This window comes from Streptomyces sp. NPDC107546, from assembly GCF_055639175.1.
Genome location: NZ_JBVKBA010000048.1, coordinates 22,508 through 39,813 on the forward strand (window position 1 = coordinate 22,508; position 17,306 = coordinate 39,813).

The window sequence follows — 17,306 nt, forward strand, 5'->3', positions numbered from 1 at the left end:
CTGGGGCGAAGCGCGGGTCACCGGTGTAGGCGAAGACCGGGTCGGCAGCCTGCTGAAAAAGCGCGTGGACAAGGCGTCGATCGGCGGTCGTGTTGCGGCCGTCCAGCCGGACCCTGACCGCTCCCTGGTGGAACAGCGGCCGCGGCACGCTATCTGGGCCCACTCGCACCACGAGGAGCAGCTTGCCGTCGACGGTGACCGGGATGACGTCCGGCGTCCACCCAGGCGGGTCGAAGGTGGTAGCCATCTTGTTGACCAGCCGGTCCTTGTCGATCGCCTTAACCCCCACCAGCTCCCCGGGCAGGTTCTTGTCCTTGGGGTGAGCGTCGACGCCGATGACGACAAGGCCGCCGTAAGTGTTGGCCATTGCGGCGACCGTCTCGGACGCGGCGTCGAAGCCGCGCTTGTAGTCGACGGTGAAGCTCTCCTCCAATCGACCCACGCGGCGAGCGCGACTGTGGCGAGCGGTGGCTCAAGCCGGCGACGGACATGGCGCGCATCGCCGAGCAGGTCGCTGAGGCCGCCGGATACCGCGCGAACACTGCCTGCCGACTGCTCGAGGTCACGGAGGCGACCGCCGTCGCGTGCCGTGTCGATCCCGAGGACGATCTGGGGCTCGGCCGTGTGCACTTCCCCGAGGCGAAGCTCGTCGGTGCCCAGCGACGCACTCCCGAGCGGGTGCTGGCCCGGGACGCCCGCGCCGCCCTGCAGGAACTTCCGGAACTGCGCGGCATCGACCCGGAGTCGTACGGCCCGCACATGTGGGACCTGGTCGAGGCTTTGGACGCGCTTCCGCGTGGCATCGCGATGCACCCGTGCGGTGTCCTGCTCTCCGACGCGACGCTGCTGCACCGCACCCCGGTCATGCCGACCAGCGGTGAGGGCTTCCCCATGTCCCAGTTCGACAAGGACGACGTGGAGGATCTCGGGCTGCTCAAGCTCGACGTGCTCGGCGTGCGCATGCAGTCCGCCATGGCGCACGCCGTCGCCGAGATCGAGCGGGCCACCGGGCACCGCATCGACCTGGACGACGCCGCCCAGGTACCGCCGGATGACCCGAAGACGTTCCAACTGATCAAGTCCTCGCAGACCCTGGGGTGCTTCCAGACCGAGTCACCCGGCCAGCGCGACCCCATCGCCCGGTTGCAGCCCGAAACCTTCCATGATCTCGTCGTCGACATCTCGCTGTTCAGGCCAGGACCTGTCGCGGCCAACATGGTCGATCCGTTCATCAAGGCCAGGCACGGGCGCCAGGCACCCCGTTGTCCGCACCCCGACCTGGAACCCGCGCTGCGGGAGACGTACGGCGTGGTGGTCTTCCATGAACAGATCATCCGGATCCTGTCGGTCATGACCGGCTGCACCCTGGCTTTCGGTGACTACACGCGGCGGGCGCTGTCGAACGCCGACCAGGTGGGATGAGTACGGGTGTGGTTCGCGGAGGAGGCTCGCAGGCGGGGGTACGAGGAGGAGGTCGTCGAGCGGACCTGGGAGATCGTCGAAGCGTTCGGTTCGTACGGCTTCTGCAAGGCGCACGCGGTGGCTTTTGCGGTGCCCTCGTATCAGTCGGCGTGGCTGAAGGCTCATCATCCGGCCGCCTTCTACGCAGGGCTTCTCACGCACGACCCGGGGATGTATCCGAAGCGGCTGCTGCTCGCGGATGCCCGGCGGCGGGGCGTGCCGATCCTGCCGCTGGATGTAAATACGTCGGACGTCGCCTATCGAATCGAACTGGTGTCTGATGTGGAGAATGGTCGGCCCATCCCCGGGATCCGGCTCGCTCTTTGTGACGTGCGTGGGATGAGTGAGCGTGAGGCGGCGCGAATCGTCGCAGGGCACCCCTACAGCTCGCTCCAGGACTTCGTTTCTCGGGCCCGGCCATCCCGGCCCGTCGCCGAACGTCTCGCCCAGGTCGGTGCGTTGGACACCTTCGGCCGCAACCGTCGCGACTTGCTTTTGCACCTCGCTGAGCTGCATCGCAGCCAGCGGAGCTCTGCGCAGGGCCAGTTGACGCTTGAGGAGGTCGGTGCGGCCCACCGTACGGTCGCTCCCGCCGGTCTGCCCGACCTGGACGATGCCGAGCGGCTCGGAGCCGAGCTCGGGGTGCTCGGCATGGATGCCTCCCGCCACCTCATGGGCGATCACCGGGAGTTGCTGGAAGAACTCGGCGTCATCTCCGCGAAACGGCTGAAAGACCTGCCGCACGGCCAGATAGTGCTGGTCGCCGGCGCGAAAGGAGCCGTTCAGACCCCGCCGGTCCGCTCCGGCAAGCGCGTCATCTTCACCACGCTCGACGACACAACGGGCCTGGTGGACTGTGCGTTCTTCGAGGACAGCCACGAGACCTGCGCCCACACCGTCTTCCATTCCTGGCTGCTGCTCGTACGCGGAGTGGTGCAGCGCCGTGGCGGAGGCGGCGGCAAGGCGCTGTCGGTGACCGGCTCCGCCGCCTGGGACCTCACTGAGCTGGCCGAGCTGCGTCGCGAAGGTGGTCTGTCGGCGGTGACGGAACGACTCACCCAGGCCGATTCACCACCGGGCAGAGCCGCAGGAAGCCGCAGCCTCCACCTGGAAACCGGTTACGCATTGCATCCCTGGGCGGATCTGCAGCCGCCCGGCGAGTCGGTCAAACAGAGCCGCAAGCTGTGGCACCAGAGTCCTGGGAGCGCAGGATGAACATCCTTTACATCCACTTCCACGACCTGCCGGACGAGCAGCTCTACAGCCGTCTTCTCGCCCTGCTGGCCGAGTACACCCCTCTGGTGCAGGCACTGCCGCCGGATGCCGCACTGGCCGATGTCTCCGGCAGCCTGCGCTACTTCGGCACGGACGCCACGTCCCTGGCCGAGCGCATCCGGGCCCGCATCGGTGGGCTGTACGGGCTTCGCTCGACGGTCGGCGTCGCCTCGAACCCGCTGCTTGCCCGCATGGCCGCGGCCGATGGCCCTCCCTCGGCAGTCCGCACCCTGCCCGACGACATCGGTACAGTCACCGCCTTCCTCACGGAGAAACCCGCCGCCGCCCTGCAAGGAGTGGGGCCGGCGACCGCCCGCACCCTGTCCTCGTACGGCCTGGACAGCGTCGGCAAGATCGCCGCCGCACCACTCGGCACGCTGCAGCGCATTTTGGGCGCCACTGCCGGACGCCACATCCACGACGCCGCCCGCGGTCTCGACCCAACGCCAGTGATCCCCTCGGCCCCACCCCGCTCGATGAGCGTCGAACACCGCTTTGCTCAGGACGAGCTGGACCGGGACCGGCAGCGTGCCGCCCTGCTCGCGCTCACCGACCGCCTCGGCCTACAGCTGCGCGGTGAGTCCCAGGCGGCCTGCGCCCTCACTCTCACCATCCGCTACGCAGACCGCTCAACGACGACTCGCACCCGCAAGCTGCAGGAACCCACCGCCCACACGCGCTCTCTGACAGCACTCGCCTATGACCTCCACGACCGACTCGCTCTTCAGCGCGCCCGCGTCCGTACCATCTCTCTGCGGGCGGAGAACCTGATTGCTGCTGAACGGGCCTCCCGTCAACTGCTCTTCGAGCCGACCGACGAGAAAGCCCGCCGTCTCGAGGCCGCCACCGATCGCGCCCGAGACCGGTCCGGCGCGGAGGCGGTGCGGCCGGCAGGAGCCGCGACATTCCATGTCGCATGATCGGACGCCTCCTGAGCGGTATCACCCTCAACGTGGTTCGGCCTGATCGGGCTTTAGCGATACCACCACGGTGTAAGGGCGCGCAGATGTGTCCGAACGGCATCAATGTACGCAGTTTCGAGGGGCTGCAGTGCACTGAGATCGATCACGGTCGGCGGGATGTTCACGGCGGTGTCGGTCTCGATGGGTGGTGCTTCCCAGGCGGCGTGCATTGCTGCCCCTGCCGTCCTGCGTAGTTCCTGTATGAGCTCCGCATAGGCGGCGCCCACGGATTCTGACTCGATTTTTGTCCAGGCGAGGTGATAGGAGAGGTTGGCCTGGATTTCCCGCAGCGCTTCCGACAGTCGGACCCTTTCTTCGGTAGGGGCATCAGAGCGTCGACGGCGGATGGCGTACGGCATTTCCTCGTAGGCGTTATGAGCTGCGAATGCCTCGGCGAAAGCGGTTCGTAGTCGGCTGACTTCCTCTTCACGGCTTTTGCGTCGTGCGAGCCAGATATTGATGGTGGCGGCTCGTGAGCCCGGAAGAGGCTGGAATTGGAGAAAAGCTGGCGAAGGAAGCGAAAACGGCCCGGGTGTGACCAGCTGATGACAACCTGGGCGAGGTGATCGGTTCGACTCCTTGCAGCTCTAGCAGCTGCGGAGCTATTTGGCGCACGAGGGTGAGGATCTCAGTCTCGAGGGCCTTGGCCCCGGCCTGAAGTGCTTGGACTCGTCGGGCAGCGGACCTCAGGGCTCGGACGGTCATGCGATGCTCGATGTCGTGCGCTGGACGGTCTCTGGCTGAGCACAGCGGGTAATCTGGCGGCCAGCACGCCGACCTTGAACTGCGTCACCGCCGCGGCGGGCCCGCTGCGAGAACTGCATCCGAAGCGCCCGCCTCCGCGACACCACGCAGAACCAGATCTCGCTGGAGATCGTCCAGATCACACACTCGACCTCCTCGCCTGGACGCCGATGCTCGCCCTGACCGGCGAGACCCGCCGCTGGGAACCCAAACGGCTTCACCTGCGGCTGTTCTTCGCCGCCGTCCATCTCTTGCACACCGACCGCCGCCGCTGGCTTCGCTTCACCGCCCGATGGCCCTGGACGGATGTGATCACCCACGCGATTCAGCGACTCGCAGCCCTGTCGAACCCCGGCTGACCAACAACTCCAATCGTCCCGACGAGCCACAGCACCCGCAGACTTGGTAGGTCGCCGGCATCAACCGGAGCTTCGTTGCGTGGGTGGCTGTTGGTGGGAACATCGTCACACTGCCGTGACCAGCACGGATCCTCATCGTCAGGAGTTTGAAACGGCCCTGAGGGGTCAGTCTGCGTGGGTCGGGGCTGATCGATCCCGTTGAGCGATGCGGCCCCTACCTGTTCCGATCTGATTCACTATGATCAGTCTGATAACTCCTGCGGCTACGCCAATGTCCGTGTCCGCCAAACGTAGCAAGGGCTGTTTCCCGGCCGCGTGCGGGCTCAGTGTTGCGACGACCATGACCACAAAAAGCCGTCTGAACTGCAGAAACTGCACTACGAGACAGGACGATCCCCGAGATGCACCGCGGCGCCTGAACCAATACGCCAGCTGGCAAGGCGCCGCGGACTCACACCGTGAAGGTTGTCCATGTCCGGATCGGCACCGGCTTTGACCAGCAGCGACAGCACCGCACCATCACTTCGATACGTAACACCGCCTGTCACAAAGGCGTATTGCCCTGCTCGTCGGGGGCATCCACTTCCGCACCCCCGCCAGGAGAGAGCCGACAGCCGCGGCATCCTGCTCATCCACCGCGAAGTGCAGCGGCGTCCCCCCGACGGCTCCCACGGCCCGAGCCCTGAACCTCATCCGTCATGCCAGCCATCATCACGACACCTTGGCGAAGGACAGAGGGGCGCCCCCTGGGGCCTGGTCGGACGTGCTGTCGGTCGTGGCCTCGTCCATCGGGTACTGGGTGTGGAGGACGTAGTCCCAATTGCTATGGAAGCGGTGCCGGGTGATCGGCAAGGAGGCGATCTTGTCGTCGCTGACCTGGGTACCGGTGGGGTAGGGGTTGTGTCCAGTTCCGCGTGCACGGTCAGACCAGTCTTGGTGGTGGTCGCTGCGATACTCTCGACGATGACTTCGTGGCTGGTCAGGGGCCTGCCGCGCCAGTTCATGGTGATGTGGGAGAGCAGCCGGTGCTCGATCCGGTTCCACTTCGAAGTCCCGGTAAGCAGGTGGCAGACGGTGACCGTGAGGCCGGCCTCAGCGGCGAACCGGGCGAGTTCGGTCTTCCACGTGCGGGTGCGAGACCCGTTGGAGCCGCCGGCATCGGCGGTGATCAGCAGCCGGCCGGCCGTCGGTTAGGCGGCCCGCCCGGCTCCGTTCTACCAACGGCAGATCGACTCGACGGCGAATGCGGCGATGTCGTGGTCGGGTGCCGACGGACCCAGCCGGTGTTCGCGGCGACGTCGTAGATGCCGTAGGGCACTGCCCTGCCCGGCACGCGGTCGTCGAAGTCGTGGGTGTCGACCTGCACCGGCTCTCCTCTCGGCTCCCATTCACGGCCGTTATTCTTGAACGGGCCGACCAGTTCCCTCTTCTTCGTGTCCACACTGATCACCGGAGCACCGCCGTCCTGGTGGTCACGGGCCTGCTCGTTGAGGTAGTGGATCTGCACGTCCCGGTCGGGATGCTGCTTGCCTTCCAGCGTCTTGGCATTGCTCTGCAGGCCTGAAGCCCTCCTCGCGCAGCAGGCCACCACCGTGTCCGCAGAGGTCCTGTGGCCCTGCCTGGTTAGCTGCTCGGCGAGCCTGCGGGGGACTTGGTGGTCCAGCGCAGCGGCGACATGAGATCTCCGCGGACCTCGGGCTCGACCAGTGTCAGGAGTGCCTACCGAACGGCCGGGTCCGGTCGACGACGTGTTTGCGGCTGGCGCCGGGCCGACGGACCCGGCCCAACGGCGCCTCTCTGGAGCCGAGTTCCCGCACTCCGACAGACACAGTGGCATCACGGACACCAGCGGCACGAGCGACTGCTCTGATCCCGCCCCGAGGGACTGAGTCTCCGCTCCTATCAACAAGCGACGCTGCCGCTCGTCGAGGTGCGGCAGAATCGCCTCGAACTTGGCCGCCAGCACAGCCGTTGTCCGTCCAACCCACCCATGCCAGACCAACGAGCCACCGAACGGAAAGCCACGAGTTAAAGATCTGCCCGCCCTTAGGGTCACTCAGGCTCCCCAGCGAAGCCGCCCCCTGACATGACAGGGAAGTTTAGGCGTACTTAATGACGGCACGGAACCGCAACTGACCGTTCAGAAGCCGGTTGTACGCCTCCCCGACTTCCTCCTTGGGAAAAACTTCGATCATGGGCTTGACATCTCCACGTGCGACGATCTCCAACGCCTCCGCCAAATACTCGGGCCCGTTGTGAGCGGAGCCAATGATCTCGAAACTTTGTCCTGTTACAGAGAGGGCTGGCACGGGAAAGGTATCCTCGGCTGAGATGCCCATGAGAATAATCTTGGCCCAAGGCCTCAGTCCCTGCATGGCATCAATAGCAGGACCATGATTCGGAGCAGTGTGCAGCAAGACATCCGCTCCACCGACAGCACGGAGTTCAGCACCGTTCGCTACCACATCGTCCGCGCCCAACTCCCGCGCGAGGGCATGCTTACCCGGCGAGTGAGTCACGGCGATAACGTGACAACCTGCGGCCTTGGCGAACTGAACTCCGAGATGTCCGACTCCTCCAATGCCTACGACCGCCACTCGAGCTCCTGGCTTCGCGTTAGCCCGCCTGAGTGCTGCCCACACTGTGTAGCCTGCGCAAACAGTGGGCGCCGCCATCTCGTACGATAGCCCGGCTGGCAAGAGGAACGTTCCCTCTTCGTCCGCCGCAACGTACTCCGCCTGGCCACCATCGACATTCACACCCGTAAGGACAGGTGCGGCACAGTTGTTGGCGGTGACGAAACTGTTTTCGTGGCGCTCCCGGCAGAAGTCACACCGGCCGCAAGCTTTTTGAGTGATCGGGAGTCCCACCCGGTCACCAACCTTACGAGAGGTCACACCCCCGCCAACAGCGACGACCTCGCCGACGCCTTCGTGTCCCAGCACCATGGGAAACTCGCGCATTTTCAGAACACCCTGAGTTAGCAACGCGTCCGTATAGCACACGCCGCAAGCATGGATCTTGACGAGTACCTGATGTGGACCGGCTTCCGGCTTGGCGACATCCTGCAGCACCCACGGCGCATTCACTTCGTTGACGACAGCAGCCTTCATGGTTCCCATCACTGTCTCCTCTGCGCGTTCCACTACACAAGTTCGAGGATCAGTACGATGTCACACCCTCTCAGGCATAACACTGACCCTGGTGACCAGCGTTTACTGGGGGTCACGATCTGACCTCGCTGACGAGAGTCGCAGCGACGCTCTGGGGGGATTTCTAGCACGCGCAAACTCATGTCAGCCTCCAAAACACCGGAAGTAGGCGAATCAAGGCCATCAACGTAGGAATACGCGTCTGACGCTTAGCCTCGACGTTCATAAGAGGTCCGTGCGCTTGCTGGCGGACTCTTTGTGGTGGGGGTTCGGCGACTGGGCAGGCTGACGGCCCGATTGTCGCGTCGGGTGTGCGCCGCATAACACGGCTCCGGTCGGAGTGGTGCTGCTCGCAGGGACGCGAACGTCCCGGTCAGCCGGAGTTCGGGAGGACGCGGATCCGGTCCAGTCCATCGGTGATCACGTCGGCCCAGGGCCAGTGCCTGGCCAGGGGGAGGTAGTGGCGGCGGCCGGTGGTGACGAGCTGCGCGACGGCGGAGAACAGCCGAAGCCGAAGGCGGCGGGGCTCCCAGAGGGCCTTGCCGGTGAGAGCGAGCTGGGGGCACCCAGGACAGAGGTTCAGGGCGATCTGGGTGATCTCCAGCCAGATCTGGTTCTACGCGGCGCCGTGGAGGGGATGGTTGCGTAGGCCGGTGGCGCGGGCGGCGCGGATGCAGCCCTCGGCGCCCCCGCTGGCGGTGGCGCAGTTCGAGGGCGGCGATCGCCTCACCCGCTGTGTTAGTGGCGAAGCAGGTCAGCCGGTCAGCCGCATGCCGTCGGCGTCGGCGTCGGCGTCGGCGTCGGTGAAGCGTAACTGGGCACCGGGGTGCCGCTGTTCTTGCGCACGATCAGCCGGAGCCGGTTGGGCCAGCCGGATCAGGCAGTCGCCGGCGAGTTCGGCACCCCAGGCGCCGTCGCGTATGTCGCCGTCGGGTTCAACGGCCGGTGTCCAGGCCGAGGCCGTGGCCTTCAGGACGGTCTGGTGGATGGCGTCGGTGATGGTCATCCCGACCGAGTACGACAGCCACCTGCCGCGCTGGGCGAGCCAGGCGACGAACTCGTGGGTGTCGCCACCGGAGTCGGTACGGATCAGCCTCTGTCGGCCGCGCCGGAGCCGTTTCGGCAGCTGGGCCAAGGCCAGTCTGGTGGCCTCAATGTGGTCTGCGGCGGTGTTGGAGCCCGCCTTGCCGGGCCGCAACAGGCCCACGACCGGCTCGCCGGACCTGCCGCGGCCGTGGTCGACGAATCCAATCAGTGAGGTCTTTCAGCGCTGCCGCTCCAGGGTGAGGACGGCCGCGGAGATTGACGACATTCGATTGGGGCTGCACCGGGATCGGCGGAAGATGCGCCAGGACTTCAAGCGGGCGACGCCGCGCTCGACCGGTGCACGCGCCGCCGACAGCGCGCGGTTGAGGGTCTGCTGGGTCGGCGTGAGGTCACGGTCCGGCGGGCGTCTGAGGGGTGTCGTCACCCACGGGCCAGCTCCCATGTAGGCGCGGTCGGCGAGGATGGGAACGCCCTGGCGCTCGCAGATCCGGATGATCCGGTGGCTGCGGGCCGCAGTCAGATCGTGGGCGCGGCCGGGCAGAGCAGGCGAGATCCATAGCTGCCGCCCGACCGGGTCGGTCACCACCTGCACGTTCACCCCGTGCCAGCGGTGCTTGTGGGAGTAGTCGGCCCGGCTGTCGCCGACCCGGTCGCACTCCGCGAGGGTGCCGTCGAGCAGGACGTAGTCCGGTTCCGCCTCGCGCAGGGCGCGCAGCAGGCCGGGTGCGCGGTCGGCGAGCAGGTCGACGACGGCCGTGGTGTAGGCGTGGGCGGTGCCGACGGAAATGCCGAAGCCGGCAGCAAGCTGGGCGAGGGTGTCGTGCCGGCGCAGGTACACCAGGCCGACCAGGGCACGCTGGTGCGGCGGGAGCCTGCAGCGGCGGTCACCCTCGCGGGTGACGATGAGCATGGTTACCCACTCGACCAGGCCGTGAGGCAGGTCGAGTGCGGCAGAATATGGAACCAACGCGGCTCCTGTGCCTGCGGGTTGAGGCTTCGAACACCTCCCCCAACGGCACGGGAGCCTCGTGCGTCGCGGGCATCGACACTGTCACCCGTTCAGGGCCACGCTGAAAAACCTCACTGTCTTCTCCAGGGTTTTAGGCGGTGTGTGAGTCGTAGAACGCCCGGTTCCGGGCGACGAAGCTTTCGACATCGAGGGGGTCGGTGCCGCCGATCGTCTTCACGAGGTCGTTCGTGCCGGCGAAGATGCCGTTGCGGTAGTCGACCGCGACGGCGAGAAGGTGCTGGATCAGGTGCTCCGGCGCTCCGCGGTTTTCGAGGATGGTCCTGAACTCGTCGAGACTGATGGGTACGTAGGTGACCTGACGGCCGAGCGCCTGCGACATCTTCTCGGCGATCTCGTAGTGGTTGAGCTCCACCGGCCCGTAGAGGGGGTAGATCTTGCCGGCGTGGGGGGCGGGGTCCTCCAGGATGGCCGCGATCACCCTTGCCTGGTCGCTTTCGGCGATCGGCGCATGGCGTCCGTCGGCGAAGGGCAGCCGCAGTTCGCCGGTCCCGTCGGCCCAGGTATCGATCAGCCATTGGGCGAAGAAGGTCGGACGGATGTGGGTGACGGCCACCGGGAAGCGGTCCAGCACACGCTCGGCGACCCAGTGCTGGCGTGCTGCGTTGCTGGCGGATTCACGGCGGGCGGAGATCTGCGACATGTTCACGATCGCCTGCACCCCGTTCTCCTCCGCCGCCAGGGCCACGTTCGCCGTGGCGTCCATCAGGCCGGGAAGGATGGGGTAGGTGAAGTACAGCGCGTCGATCCCCTTCGTCGCCTCCGCCAGGGAGTTGAGGTCGAAAACGTCGCCCTCCACGATCTGCGCCCCGAGGCCGGCAAGCCTGTCGGAGCGCGCGTCGACGCGGCGGACGAGCGCGCGGACCCGGTGGCCGCGCTGAAGCAGCAGTTCGGCGGTGTGGCCACCGGTCTTGCCGGTGGCCCCGATCACGAGCAGATTGCGATCCATGATGATGTTTCCGTTTCTGGAGAAGTACCGGTGTAGGGGGTGAGTCCTTTGAGTGGGCGCCGCACGGGCTCAGTGGGAGGTTGTGCGATGTCCGTCGGGCAGGCGGAACAGTTCGAAGAACAGCCGGGCGGCGTCAGGCTCGCCGTGCACGACGAGTCGCCCTGAGGCCACCGCGTCGTCGACGGCGGCCTGCCCCTTCGCGAGGGCGTAGAACGTTTCCTTGTCGCAGATCAGGCGCAGACCGGGCTTCAGCGGCGCCGGGCCGGTCTCCACCCGTACCCGCTCGCCGTCGCCCTGCAGCCACAGCGTCTCCTCGCCGACCACCAACTCGGTGAGCGTGTCGAAGCGCGCCGCCTCTGCCGTAGCCGTGAGGCGCATCGCCACCACGGACCAGGCGGCGCGATCGGTGTAGCTGGGCGGCGGGTCTCCCAGACCTGCGCCCCACTCGGCGAGGCCGGCGAGGACCGGCATCAACGCTTGGCCCCGGCCGGTCAGTTCATAGGCGGCTACGCGGCCCGGACCCGGCAGCGTGGTGCGACGCAGCACGTCATGCTGTTCGAGGTGTTTGAGACGTGCGGCCAAGAGGCTGGTTCCCATGCCCGGCAGGGCCGATAGAAGGTCCCCGTAGCGGCGGGGGCCCAGGGCAAGCTCCCGCACGATCAGCAGCGTCCATCTCTCACCCAGCACGTCAAGCGAGCGGGCGATGAAACAGGTCTGTTCATAGGAGCGGCTCATCGTGCCACCCCGGCCGGCGACGTCACCGGGCATGCGGAGGGCATTGCCACCTGGTCGGCTACCGGTGCGGACAGGCTCATTTGGCCCAGCAAGCCAGGGATGACCCGCTGTACTTGCACCCGCTGGATGTCGGGTTCGCCGTCGCGCCGGCCCGCGGGCTCGGACTCGGTCATCCGGGTGGCAGTGCGGAGTGCTTCGGTGCTGTCTGCTACGCCGTCCACCAGATAGAAGTGCTCAATGATCACTCCCACCCCAGAGCGGCGGCGGAATCCGACCATCCACTTATTGTCACTCATGGACCTTCTCCTTCCTGGTCGCGCTCACACGCCTGGCAGCGGTGCACTACTTCGAGAACATGTTGTTGTTGCTACTTGTTTTAGAACTGTCAGGGCTTCCAGAGTCTTCCCGGTATGGCAGAAAAATTTCGGTCTGCTCCACAGCCAGGCGGAAGCGAGGGCGTTTGCGGCGTCGGCGAACCCCCCGGTGGGTCGACTCCTACATCGTCTCGCAGGACATGCTGCGCGGCGGCTGCACGTTCGGCTCTCGGGCCGCCGAGGTCGTAAAGACCGAGCCCGCGCACCGGGACGCGGTGGCCGTCGGCTTCGAGCGGTGGCAGCGGCTGTTCAAGTGCGGCCTGAGCATGATGCGCGAGCGCGGTGAGCTGCGGCCGGAGGCCGACCCGGCCGCGCTCGCCCACCTGCTCACCGCCGCGTTCCAGGGCGGAGCACTGCTGGACCAAGCGGCCGGCGACTCCACACCTCTGCGCGACGCGCTGTACGGGGGCCCTGGCCTACGTCGAGTCATTCGCCGCGGAACGCTGACCGCACCGAGTACGGGCCCCCGGTGACGCTCAGGAAGCGCCGGAGACGACCGGACCCGGGCTGGGCGCCCACCGGGACCGCGCCTGTGCGGTGAGCGGGAGTCCGGCGAACGCTTGATCGGCGACGCGTTCCAGCGCGGCCGTGCCGGACCCGGCCCTGGCCAGTACTTCCATGCCCCGGTTGACCGCCATGAGCAGGTGGCTGACCCCCTGGGCGTCCGCCTCGGGATCGAGGTCGCCATGGCGCTGCGCAGCCCGAACGCACCCGATCACTGAACTCTCGATGCTCCCGAGGGCCTGCCTCACCCGCGCACCAGCCTGCGGATCATGGTCGACTCCCTCGACGACGAAGCCGGTCACCATGCAGCCGAGCCCGTCCGGATCCTCGTGCACGAACCGCGCCGACTTCACGAGATACTCGTGCAGCCGCTCCAGCGCGGTGTCATCGGGACCTTCGAGTACGGCCGCCCACGTCGCCTCGGTGCGGCCGCAGTACGTCTCCAGCGTCCGCAGGTACAGCGAGCTCTTGTCGCCGAAGGCGGCGTAGAGGCTGCCACGGCCCAACCCGGCGACCTTGGCGATGTCGTCGACGCTGGTGCCGGCGTATCCGGTACGGCGGAACTGTCGCTCGACGGCCTGTACGACCTTGTCCCTGTCGAATCCTGGTGGGCGCCCCATGACGGCCAGCCTACAGGCCGCACAAGCGTTCTTGACATTCCGTTCCACAAGTTTCTACGGTTCATGACAGCTCGGTCCGGAACCTGGCGTCCGTTGTTCAGGGCATCCCGCGAATTCCGCATACGGATGAGACGCATGTCCTCGCACCGCAACGCTGTCGCAGCACGAAGCGGCCGGACAGCGACCGACGTCGTCACCCCTGGTCTGGTGTCCGGACTCACTTTGGGGGTGGAGGGCAGCGGACGTGTCGTGAGCCGCACCCTATGACGACACCGTGATCATCCCGGGTTACGACGACATCGACGCGACGCCGGCGGCCGGCATCCTGAGGACGCTGCGGGCGGCTCACGCCCGAGGCGCCCGGCTCGTCTCCGTCTGCACCGGAGCCTTCGTCCTCGCCGCGGCCGGACTGCTCGACGGACGCCCGGCCACCACGCACTGGCGGCACGCCGAGCAGTTGCGAATGCGCTACCCGCACGTCAACGTCCTGCCGAACCAGCTCTACGTGGACGATGGTGACATCCTCACGTCCGCCGGCGTCACGGCAGGAATCGACCTGTGCCTGCATCTGATCCGCACCGACCTGGGCGCGGCGGCGGCGAACACCCGGGCACGGGATCTCGTCGCGCCGCCACGGCGGCAGGGAAGCCAGGCCCAATTCATCGAACAGTTCCGTCCCCAAGCCGACGGCGACGAACTCGCTCCGCTGCGGGAGTGGATGCTCGACAACCTCGCAGACCCGCTCACCGTCGACGATCTCGCAGAACAGGCCCATATGTCCCGGCGGACCTTCATTCGCCGCTTCCGCGAGGAGACCGGCACCACGCCGATGGCGTGGCTGACCGACGCACGCATCGACCGGGCGCGCGAACTGCTGGAGGCAAGTTCCGTGCCGGTGGAACAAGTGGGCCGCCTCGCCGGCCTCGGTGCCCCCGCCTCCCTGCGGGCCGTCTTCCACCGGCATCTCGGCACCTCACCCCAGGAGTACCGAACCCAGTTCCGCCACAAGGCATAGTCGGCACCTGCCTCGCCCTTCCCGTGCGTTCTTGACATTCCGTTCCACAACTCCATACGGTTCCTGACAGATCAGTCCAGAATCCTGGTGACCGTTGCTCACGGCATCCTGCGCATCTCGCAGAACGGAAGAGACGCATGTCCTCGCAAGATCAGATGACCCCTCCACGAACCCAGAGAGGAGGCCGGGACAACGACCCGAACCACGCCTCCGGAATCCTCCCGTGCCGGCTCCTCTTCGGGTTCAGCGCCGGCCTGGCGCTCCCGACCGCCGCCTCCTCCGCCACAGTCGGTCCGCGCCGTGAACGCGCCGGTACGGGCGGCTCCATCGTGACCATGCCGACGCGGATCGGTTCGGTCGTCGGCATCGGCATCCTGGTCACCATGCTCGCCACCGCCTCCGGCGGAGCCTCTCTGGAGACGTACCGACCGGCCTGGCTGGCCACAATGGCTCTCATGGCTGCCGCGGCCGTGGTGTCGCTGGGCGTGTCGCTGAATGGGGCGGTGACGGTCCGATGACGGCCTCCGTTCCTGTTCAGGCTTCCCGCACCGCGGCCGCCAGCGGCGGGCGGTCCCGCTGGCTCGGCCTGCTGGTGGTCTGCCTCGGCGTCATGATGGCCTTCGTCGACGTCACCTCCACCATCTCGGCTCTGGGCGACATTCAGAGCGACCTCCACGTCACCGCCAGCACGCTGGTATGGATCACCAGTGCGTACAGCCTCGCCGTCGTCAGCTTCGTGATGTCCGCCGGAACCTTCGGCGACCTCGTGGGGCGTCGCCGCGTATTCAGCCTCGGTGCCGCCGTCTTCCTGGCCGGCAGCGTGCTCGCCGTCGTCGCCGACAGCGCCGGCATGCTCATCACCGCCCAGGCGATCGCGGGCCTCGGCGGCTCGGCCGTACTGCCGACGAGCCTGGCGATCGTCAGTGCCACCTTCACCGACCCGCACGAGCGCACGGCCGCGATCGGCATCTGGGCCGCGTGCTCCGGAGTGGGCCTGGCCATCGGGCCGATCCTCGCCGGAGCCCTGCTCGAACACTTCTCCTGGCACGCCGTCTACATCGCCAACCTCGTCATCGCCGGCACCGCTCTCCTCCTGGCCCCGGTCTTCGTGACCGAGTCCAGACACCCCACGCGCAGGCTCGATCTCGCGGGCCTTGTTCTGGGCACGGTGATGACGGCCTCGGCCACCTACGCGATCATTCAGGGCGGCGCCACGGGATACACCGAGGCACCGATCGTCAGCATGTATGCGGTCTTCGCCGTGTCCCTGTTCCTGTTCGTACGCGTGGAACTCCGTCACCCCGACCCCATGCTGGACCTGAGGCTCTTTCGGAGCGCTTCCTTCTCGGCTGTCATGGGCGTGGCCGCTGTCAGCGTCTTCGGACTGGTCGGTGTCGCCCTGCTCAGCGTGCTCTACATGGAACGCGTGGGACAGACCAGCCCCCTCGACGTCGGCGTGCGCCTGCTGCCGCTGTTCGGGACGTTCCTCCTGGTCACGGTAGTGGCCGCCCGGGTGCTGGTACACCGGGTCGGCCTCACCCCCTTGATCACCGCGGGCCTCGTCCTCATCGGAGCCGGGTCCCTCGCGCTGCTCGCGACCGACGCCTCGGGACGGTACGGGGCGATGTGGCCGGGACTGCTCGTGGCGGGCATCGGAGCGGGCCTGCTGACAGCGCCTTCAACGGCTGCCGCAGTCAATAGTGTCCCGCCACAGCAGGAGGGGATGGCGGCAGCGGCGGTGAACATGGCTCGTCAGCTGGGAACGGTGCTCGGCCCCAGTGTCCTCGGAACCGTCGTCACCAGTCACTTCCCCCGGAAGCTGCATGACCGTCTCGTCGATGCAGGCATCCCATCGCCGCAGGCGGACAGGATCGTGGATGGCACGTCACACGGCGGCGGCGCGACAGGCCTCCCCGCGTCCCTCGCTCGCGTGGTGGGAACCGCGGTACCGAGGGCGTTCACCGACGCCGTGCACCTGGGCAACGCCATAGGCGGAGTCGTACTGATCGTCATGGCCGTGCCTGCGGCGCTGTTCGTCCGCCACAAGGTTCACAGTTCCCGGACATCCGCCGAAGCGTAAGCGGTACGTCAACGGGACGGTGCGAGGCGCCCACAGGCCTTCCGGCCGAACAACGTCCCCCGAGGCAGCCGGTGTTGATGGCTGAGTACAACCATCAACACCGGCACCGCCCGCAAACCGGGCACCGGTCAAACGCAGGGCCGAACCTCCGGGCGACGCCGCGATCAACCGCCGGCCCAGCTCAATCCAGATTCAAACCGTGCGCCTGACGCCCCGCGTCAGGGTGCGCGCGAAAGGGAGACACCGACATGGCTAAATTCCTGCTCAGCATCCACGTGCTGGCGGCGATCCTGCTCATCGGACCGGTCACCATTGCGGCGAGCTTGTTCCCGCGTTTCGCGCGCCAGGCACTGACCGACGGACCCGAGCAGCAGTCGGCCAAGGGCTCGGTCCGACTGCTGCACCGCATCTGCCGGGTCTACGCAGTGGTCGGCGTCTCCGTCCCGGTCTTCGGTATCGGCACCGCCCAGGTGATGGGCGTCATGGGCAGCGCCTGGCTCATCGCCTCCATGGCGCTGACCGCGGTGGCCGCCGTCCTGCTGGGCATCGCGGTGCTCGGTACCCAGGACAACGTGGTCACCCAGCTCGACAAGCCCGACCAGACGTCGACCGCCGCGGATTCCCTGATCGCCCGGTTGCCCCGCCTGTCGATGATCACTGGCCTGTTCGCCCTCACCTGGCTGATCGTCGTGGTCCTGATGATCGTCCGACCCGACTCGACGACAGGCGCATAACGACTCGACCACCGCAGTGAACCCCGTGCCCTGCCATTGACTGTTGACGTGGTCGTGCTGTCAACAGCGTGCGGTGCGCCCCAGGGCAAACGGAACTGACCTCAGAAGGAGGGCGGCGCCTTCCACGGGTGAGAGCCCCCGAAATCGGACAACGGACAGGACCAAAACCCTGTCCATCCGTTGATCTTGCGTGGGTATCCTCGGCTTCAGCCGGGGAGGGAAACGCATCCTCGGCCCGGAGGCGCGCAGCGCCGGAGTGCGCTCCGCC

13 protein-coding genes and 5 pseudogenes are annotated in these 17,306 nt (G+C 67.0%); 8 read left to right on the forward strand and 10 right to left on the reverse strand.

What is annotated here, in order from left to right; translation table 11 throughout:
* Positions 1-94: 94 nt before the first annotated feature.
* Positions 95-442 (reverse strand): annotated as a pseudogene (locus tag ACZ7L1_RS36185) (AlbA family DNA-binding domain-containing protein); the annotation flags it as partial.
* On the opposite strand from ACZ7L1_RS36185, the pseudogene ACZ7L1_RS36190 reads away from it, so the two are divergent.
* Together ACZ7L1_RS36190 and ACZ7L1_RS36195 are read left to right on the forward strand one after the other, a co-directional pair.
* Positions 430-2,676 (forward strand): annotated as a pseudogene (locus tag ACZ7L1_RS36190) (helix-hairpin-helix domain-containing protein); the annotation flags it as partial. The pseudogenes ACZ7L1_RS36185 and ACZ7L1_RS36190 overlap by 13 nt on opposite strands.
* Complete coding sequence (locus ACZ7L1_RS36195; RefSeq protein ID WP_471443546.1) at positions 2,673-3,656, forward strand: DNA polymerase Y family protein; 984 nt, start codon at positions 2,673-2,675, stop codon at positions 3,654-3,656. The pseudogene ACZ7L1_RS36190 and the gene ACZ7L1_RS36195, both read left to right, overlap by 4 nt.
* Before the next feature lie 53 nt (positions 3,657-3,709).
* Here the strand turns inward: ACZ7L1_RS36195 and ACZ7L1_RS36200 are convergent, their stop codons facing one another.
* On the reverse strand, positions 3,710-4,057 hold the full coding sequence (locus ACZ7L1_RS36200) for a hypothetical protein (RefSeq protein WP_471443547.1): 348 nt from the start codon (positions 4,055-4,057) through the stop codon (positions 3,710-3,712).
* Positions 4,058-4,455: 398 nt separating this feature from the next.
* On the opposite strand from ACZ7L1_RS36200, the pseudogene ACZ7L1_RS36205 reads away from it, so the two are divergent.
* A pseudogene (locus ACZ7L1_RS36205) lies at positions 4,456-4,801 on the forward strand (transposase); the annotation flags it as partial.
* Positions 4,802-5,548: 747 nt separating this feature from the next.
* Here ACZ7L1_RS36205 and ACZ7L1_RS36210 read toward each other — a convergent pair.
* From ACZ7L1_RS36210 to ACZ7L1_RS36240, 7 genes and pseudogenes are all read right to left on the reverse strand, one after another.
* Positions 5,549-6,793, reverse strand: a pseudogene (locus tag ACZ7L1_RS36210) (ISAzo13 family transposase); the annotation flags it as partial.
* A gap of 107 nt (positions 6,794-6,900) precedes the next feature.
* A complete protein-coding gene (locus ACZ7L1_RS36215) occupies positions 6,901-7,923 on the reverse strand; it encodes an alcohol dehydrogenase catalytic domain-containing protein (protein ID WP_471443549.1) in 1,023 nt (340 codons plus the stop codon).
* A gap of 403 nt (positions 7,924-8,326) precedes the next feature.
* Positions 8,327-9,208: pseudogene (locus ACZ7L1_RS36220) on the reverse strand (transposase); the annotation flags it as partial.
* A 9-nt stretch (positions 9,209-9,217) separates the two neighbouring features.
* Positions 9,218-9,967 carry a transposase gene (locus ACZ7L1_RS36225; protein WP_471443551.1) on the reverse strand — a complete coding sequence of 250 codons (750 nt, stop codon included), beginning with the start codon at positions 9,965-9,967 and terminating at the stop codon, positions 9,218-9,220.
* A 133-nt stretch (positions 9,968-10,100) separates the two neighbouring features.
* Positions 10,101-10,976, reverse strand: a complete 876-nt coding sequence (locus tag ACZ7L1_RS36230) for an NmrA family NAD(P)-binding protein (protein WP_471443553.1) — start codon at positions 10,974-10,976, stop codon at positions 10,101-10,103.
* 69 nt (positions 10,977-11,045) lie between these two features.
* The gene (locus ACZ7L1_RS36235) at positions 11,046-11,744 is read right to left on the reverse strand and encodes a winged helix-turn-helix transcriptional regulator (protein ID WP_471443554.1); all 699 of its coding nucleotides are present in this window, start codon (positions 11,742-11,744) and stop codon (positions 11,046-11,048) included.
* Entirely contained in the window at positions 11,708-12,007 is a 300-nt protein-coding gene (locus ACZ7L1_RS36240) for a hypothetical protein (protein ID WP_471443556.1), read from the reverse strand. Before ACZ7L1_RS36240 ends, ACZ7L1_RS36235 begins: the two co-directional genes overlap by 37 nt.
* A gap of 164 nt (positions 12,008-12,171) precedes the next feature.
* On the opposite strand from ACZ7L1_RS36240, the gene ACZ7L1_RS36245 reads away from it, so the two are divergent.
* Entirely contained in the window at positions 12,172-12,558 is a 387-nt protein-coding gene (locus ACZ7L1_RS36245) for a TetR family transcriptional regulator C-terminal domain-containing protein (RefSeq protein WP_471443558.1), read from the forward strand.
* Between the two features lie 3 nt (positions 12,559-12,561).
* Here the strand turns inward: ACZ7L1_RS36245 and ACZ7L1_RS36250 are convergent, their stop codons facing one another.
* Positions 12,562-13,209: a TetR/AcrR family transcriptional regulator gene (locus ACZ7L1_RS36250; protein ID WP_471443560.1), complete on the reverse strand. Its 648-nt coding sequence runs from the start codon at positions 13,207-13,209 to the stop codon at positions 12,562-12,564.
* 274 nt (positions 13,210-13,483) lie between these two features.
* Between ACZ7L1_RS36250 and ACZ7L1_RS36255 the strand changes: the two genes are divergently transcribed.
* From ACZ7L1_RS36255 to ACZ7L1_RS36270, 4 genes are all read left to right on the forward strand, one after another.
* On the forward strand, positions 13,484-14,224 hold the full coding sequence (locus ACZ7L1_RS36255; protein WP_471443562.1) for a GlxA family transcriptional regulator: 741 nt from the start codon (positions 13,484-13,486) through the stop codon (positions 14,222-14,224).
* 155 nt (positions 14,225-14,379) lie between these two features.
* Positions 14,380-14,742: a hypothetical protein gene (locus ACZ7L1_RS36260; RefSeq protein ID WP_471443564.1), complete on the forward strand. Its 363-nt coding sequence runs from the start codon at positions 14,380-14,382 to the stop codon at positions 14,740-14,742.
* Positions 14,739-16,304, forward strand: coding sequence for an MFS transporter (locus ACZ7L1_RS36265; protein WP_471443566.1), 1,566 nt, complete (start codon positions 14,739-14,741; stop codon positions 16,302-16,304). The genes ACZ7L1_RS36260 and ACZ7L1_RS36265 overlap by 4 nt, the downstream gene beginning before the upstream one ends.
* A 248-nt stretch (positions 16,305-16,552) precedes the next feature.
* On the forward strand, positions 16,553-17,038 hold the full coding sequence (locus ACZ7L1_RS36270; RefSeq protein ID WP_471443568.1) for a DUF2269 family protein: 486 nt from the start codon (positions 16,553-16,555) through the stop codon (positions 17,036-17,038).
* Positions 17,039-17,306: the final 268 nt, after the last annotated feature.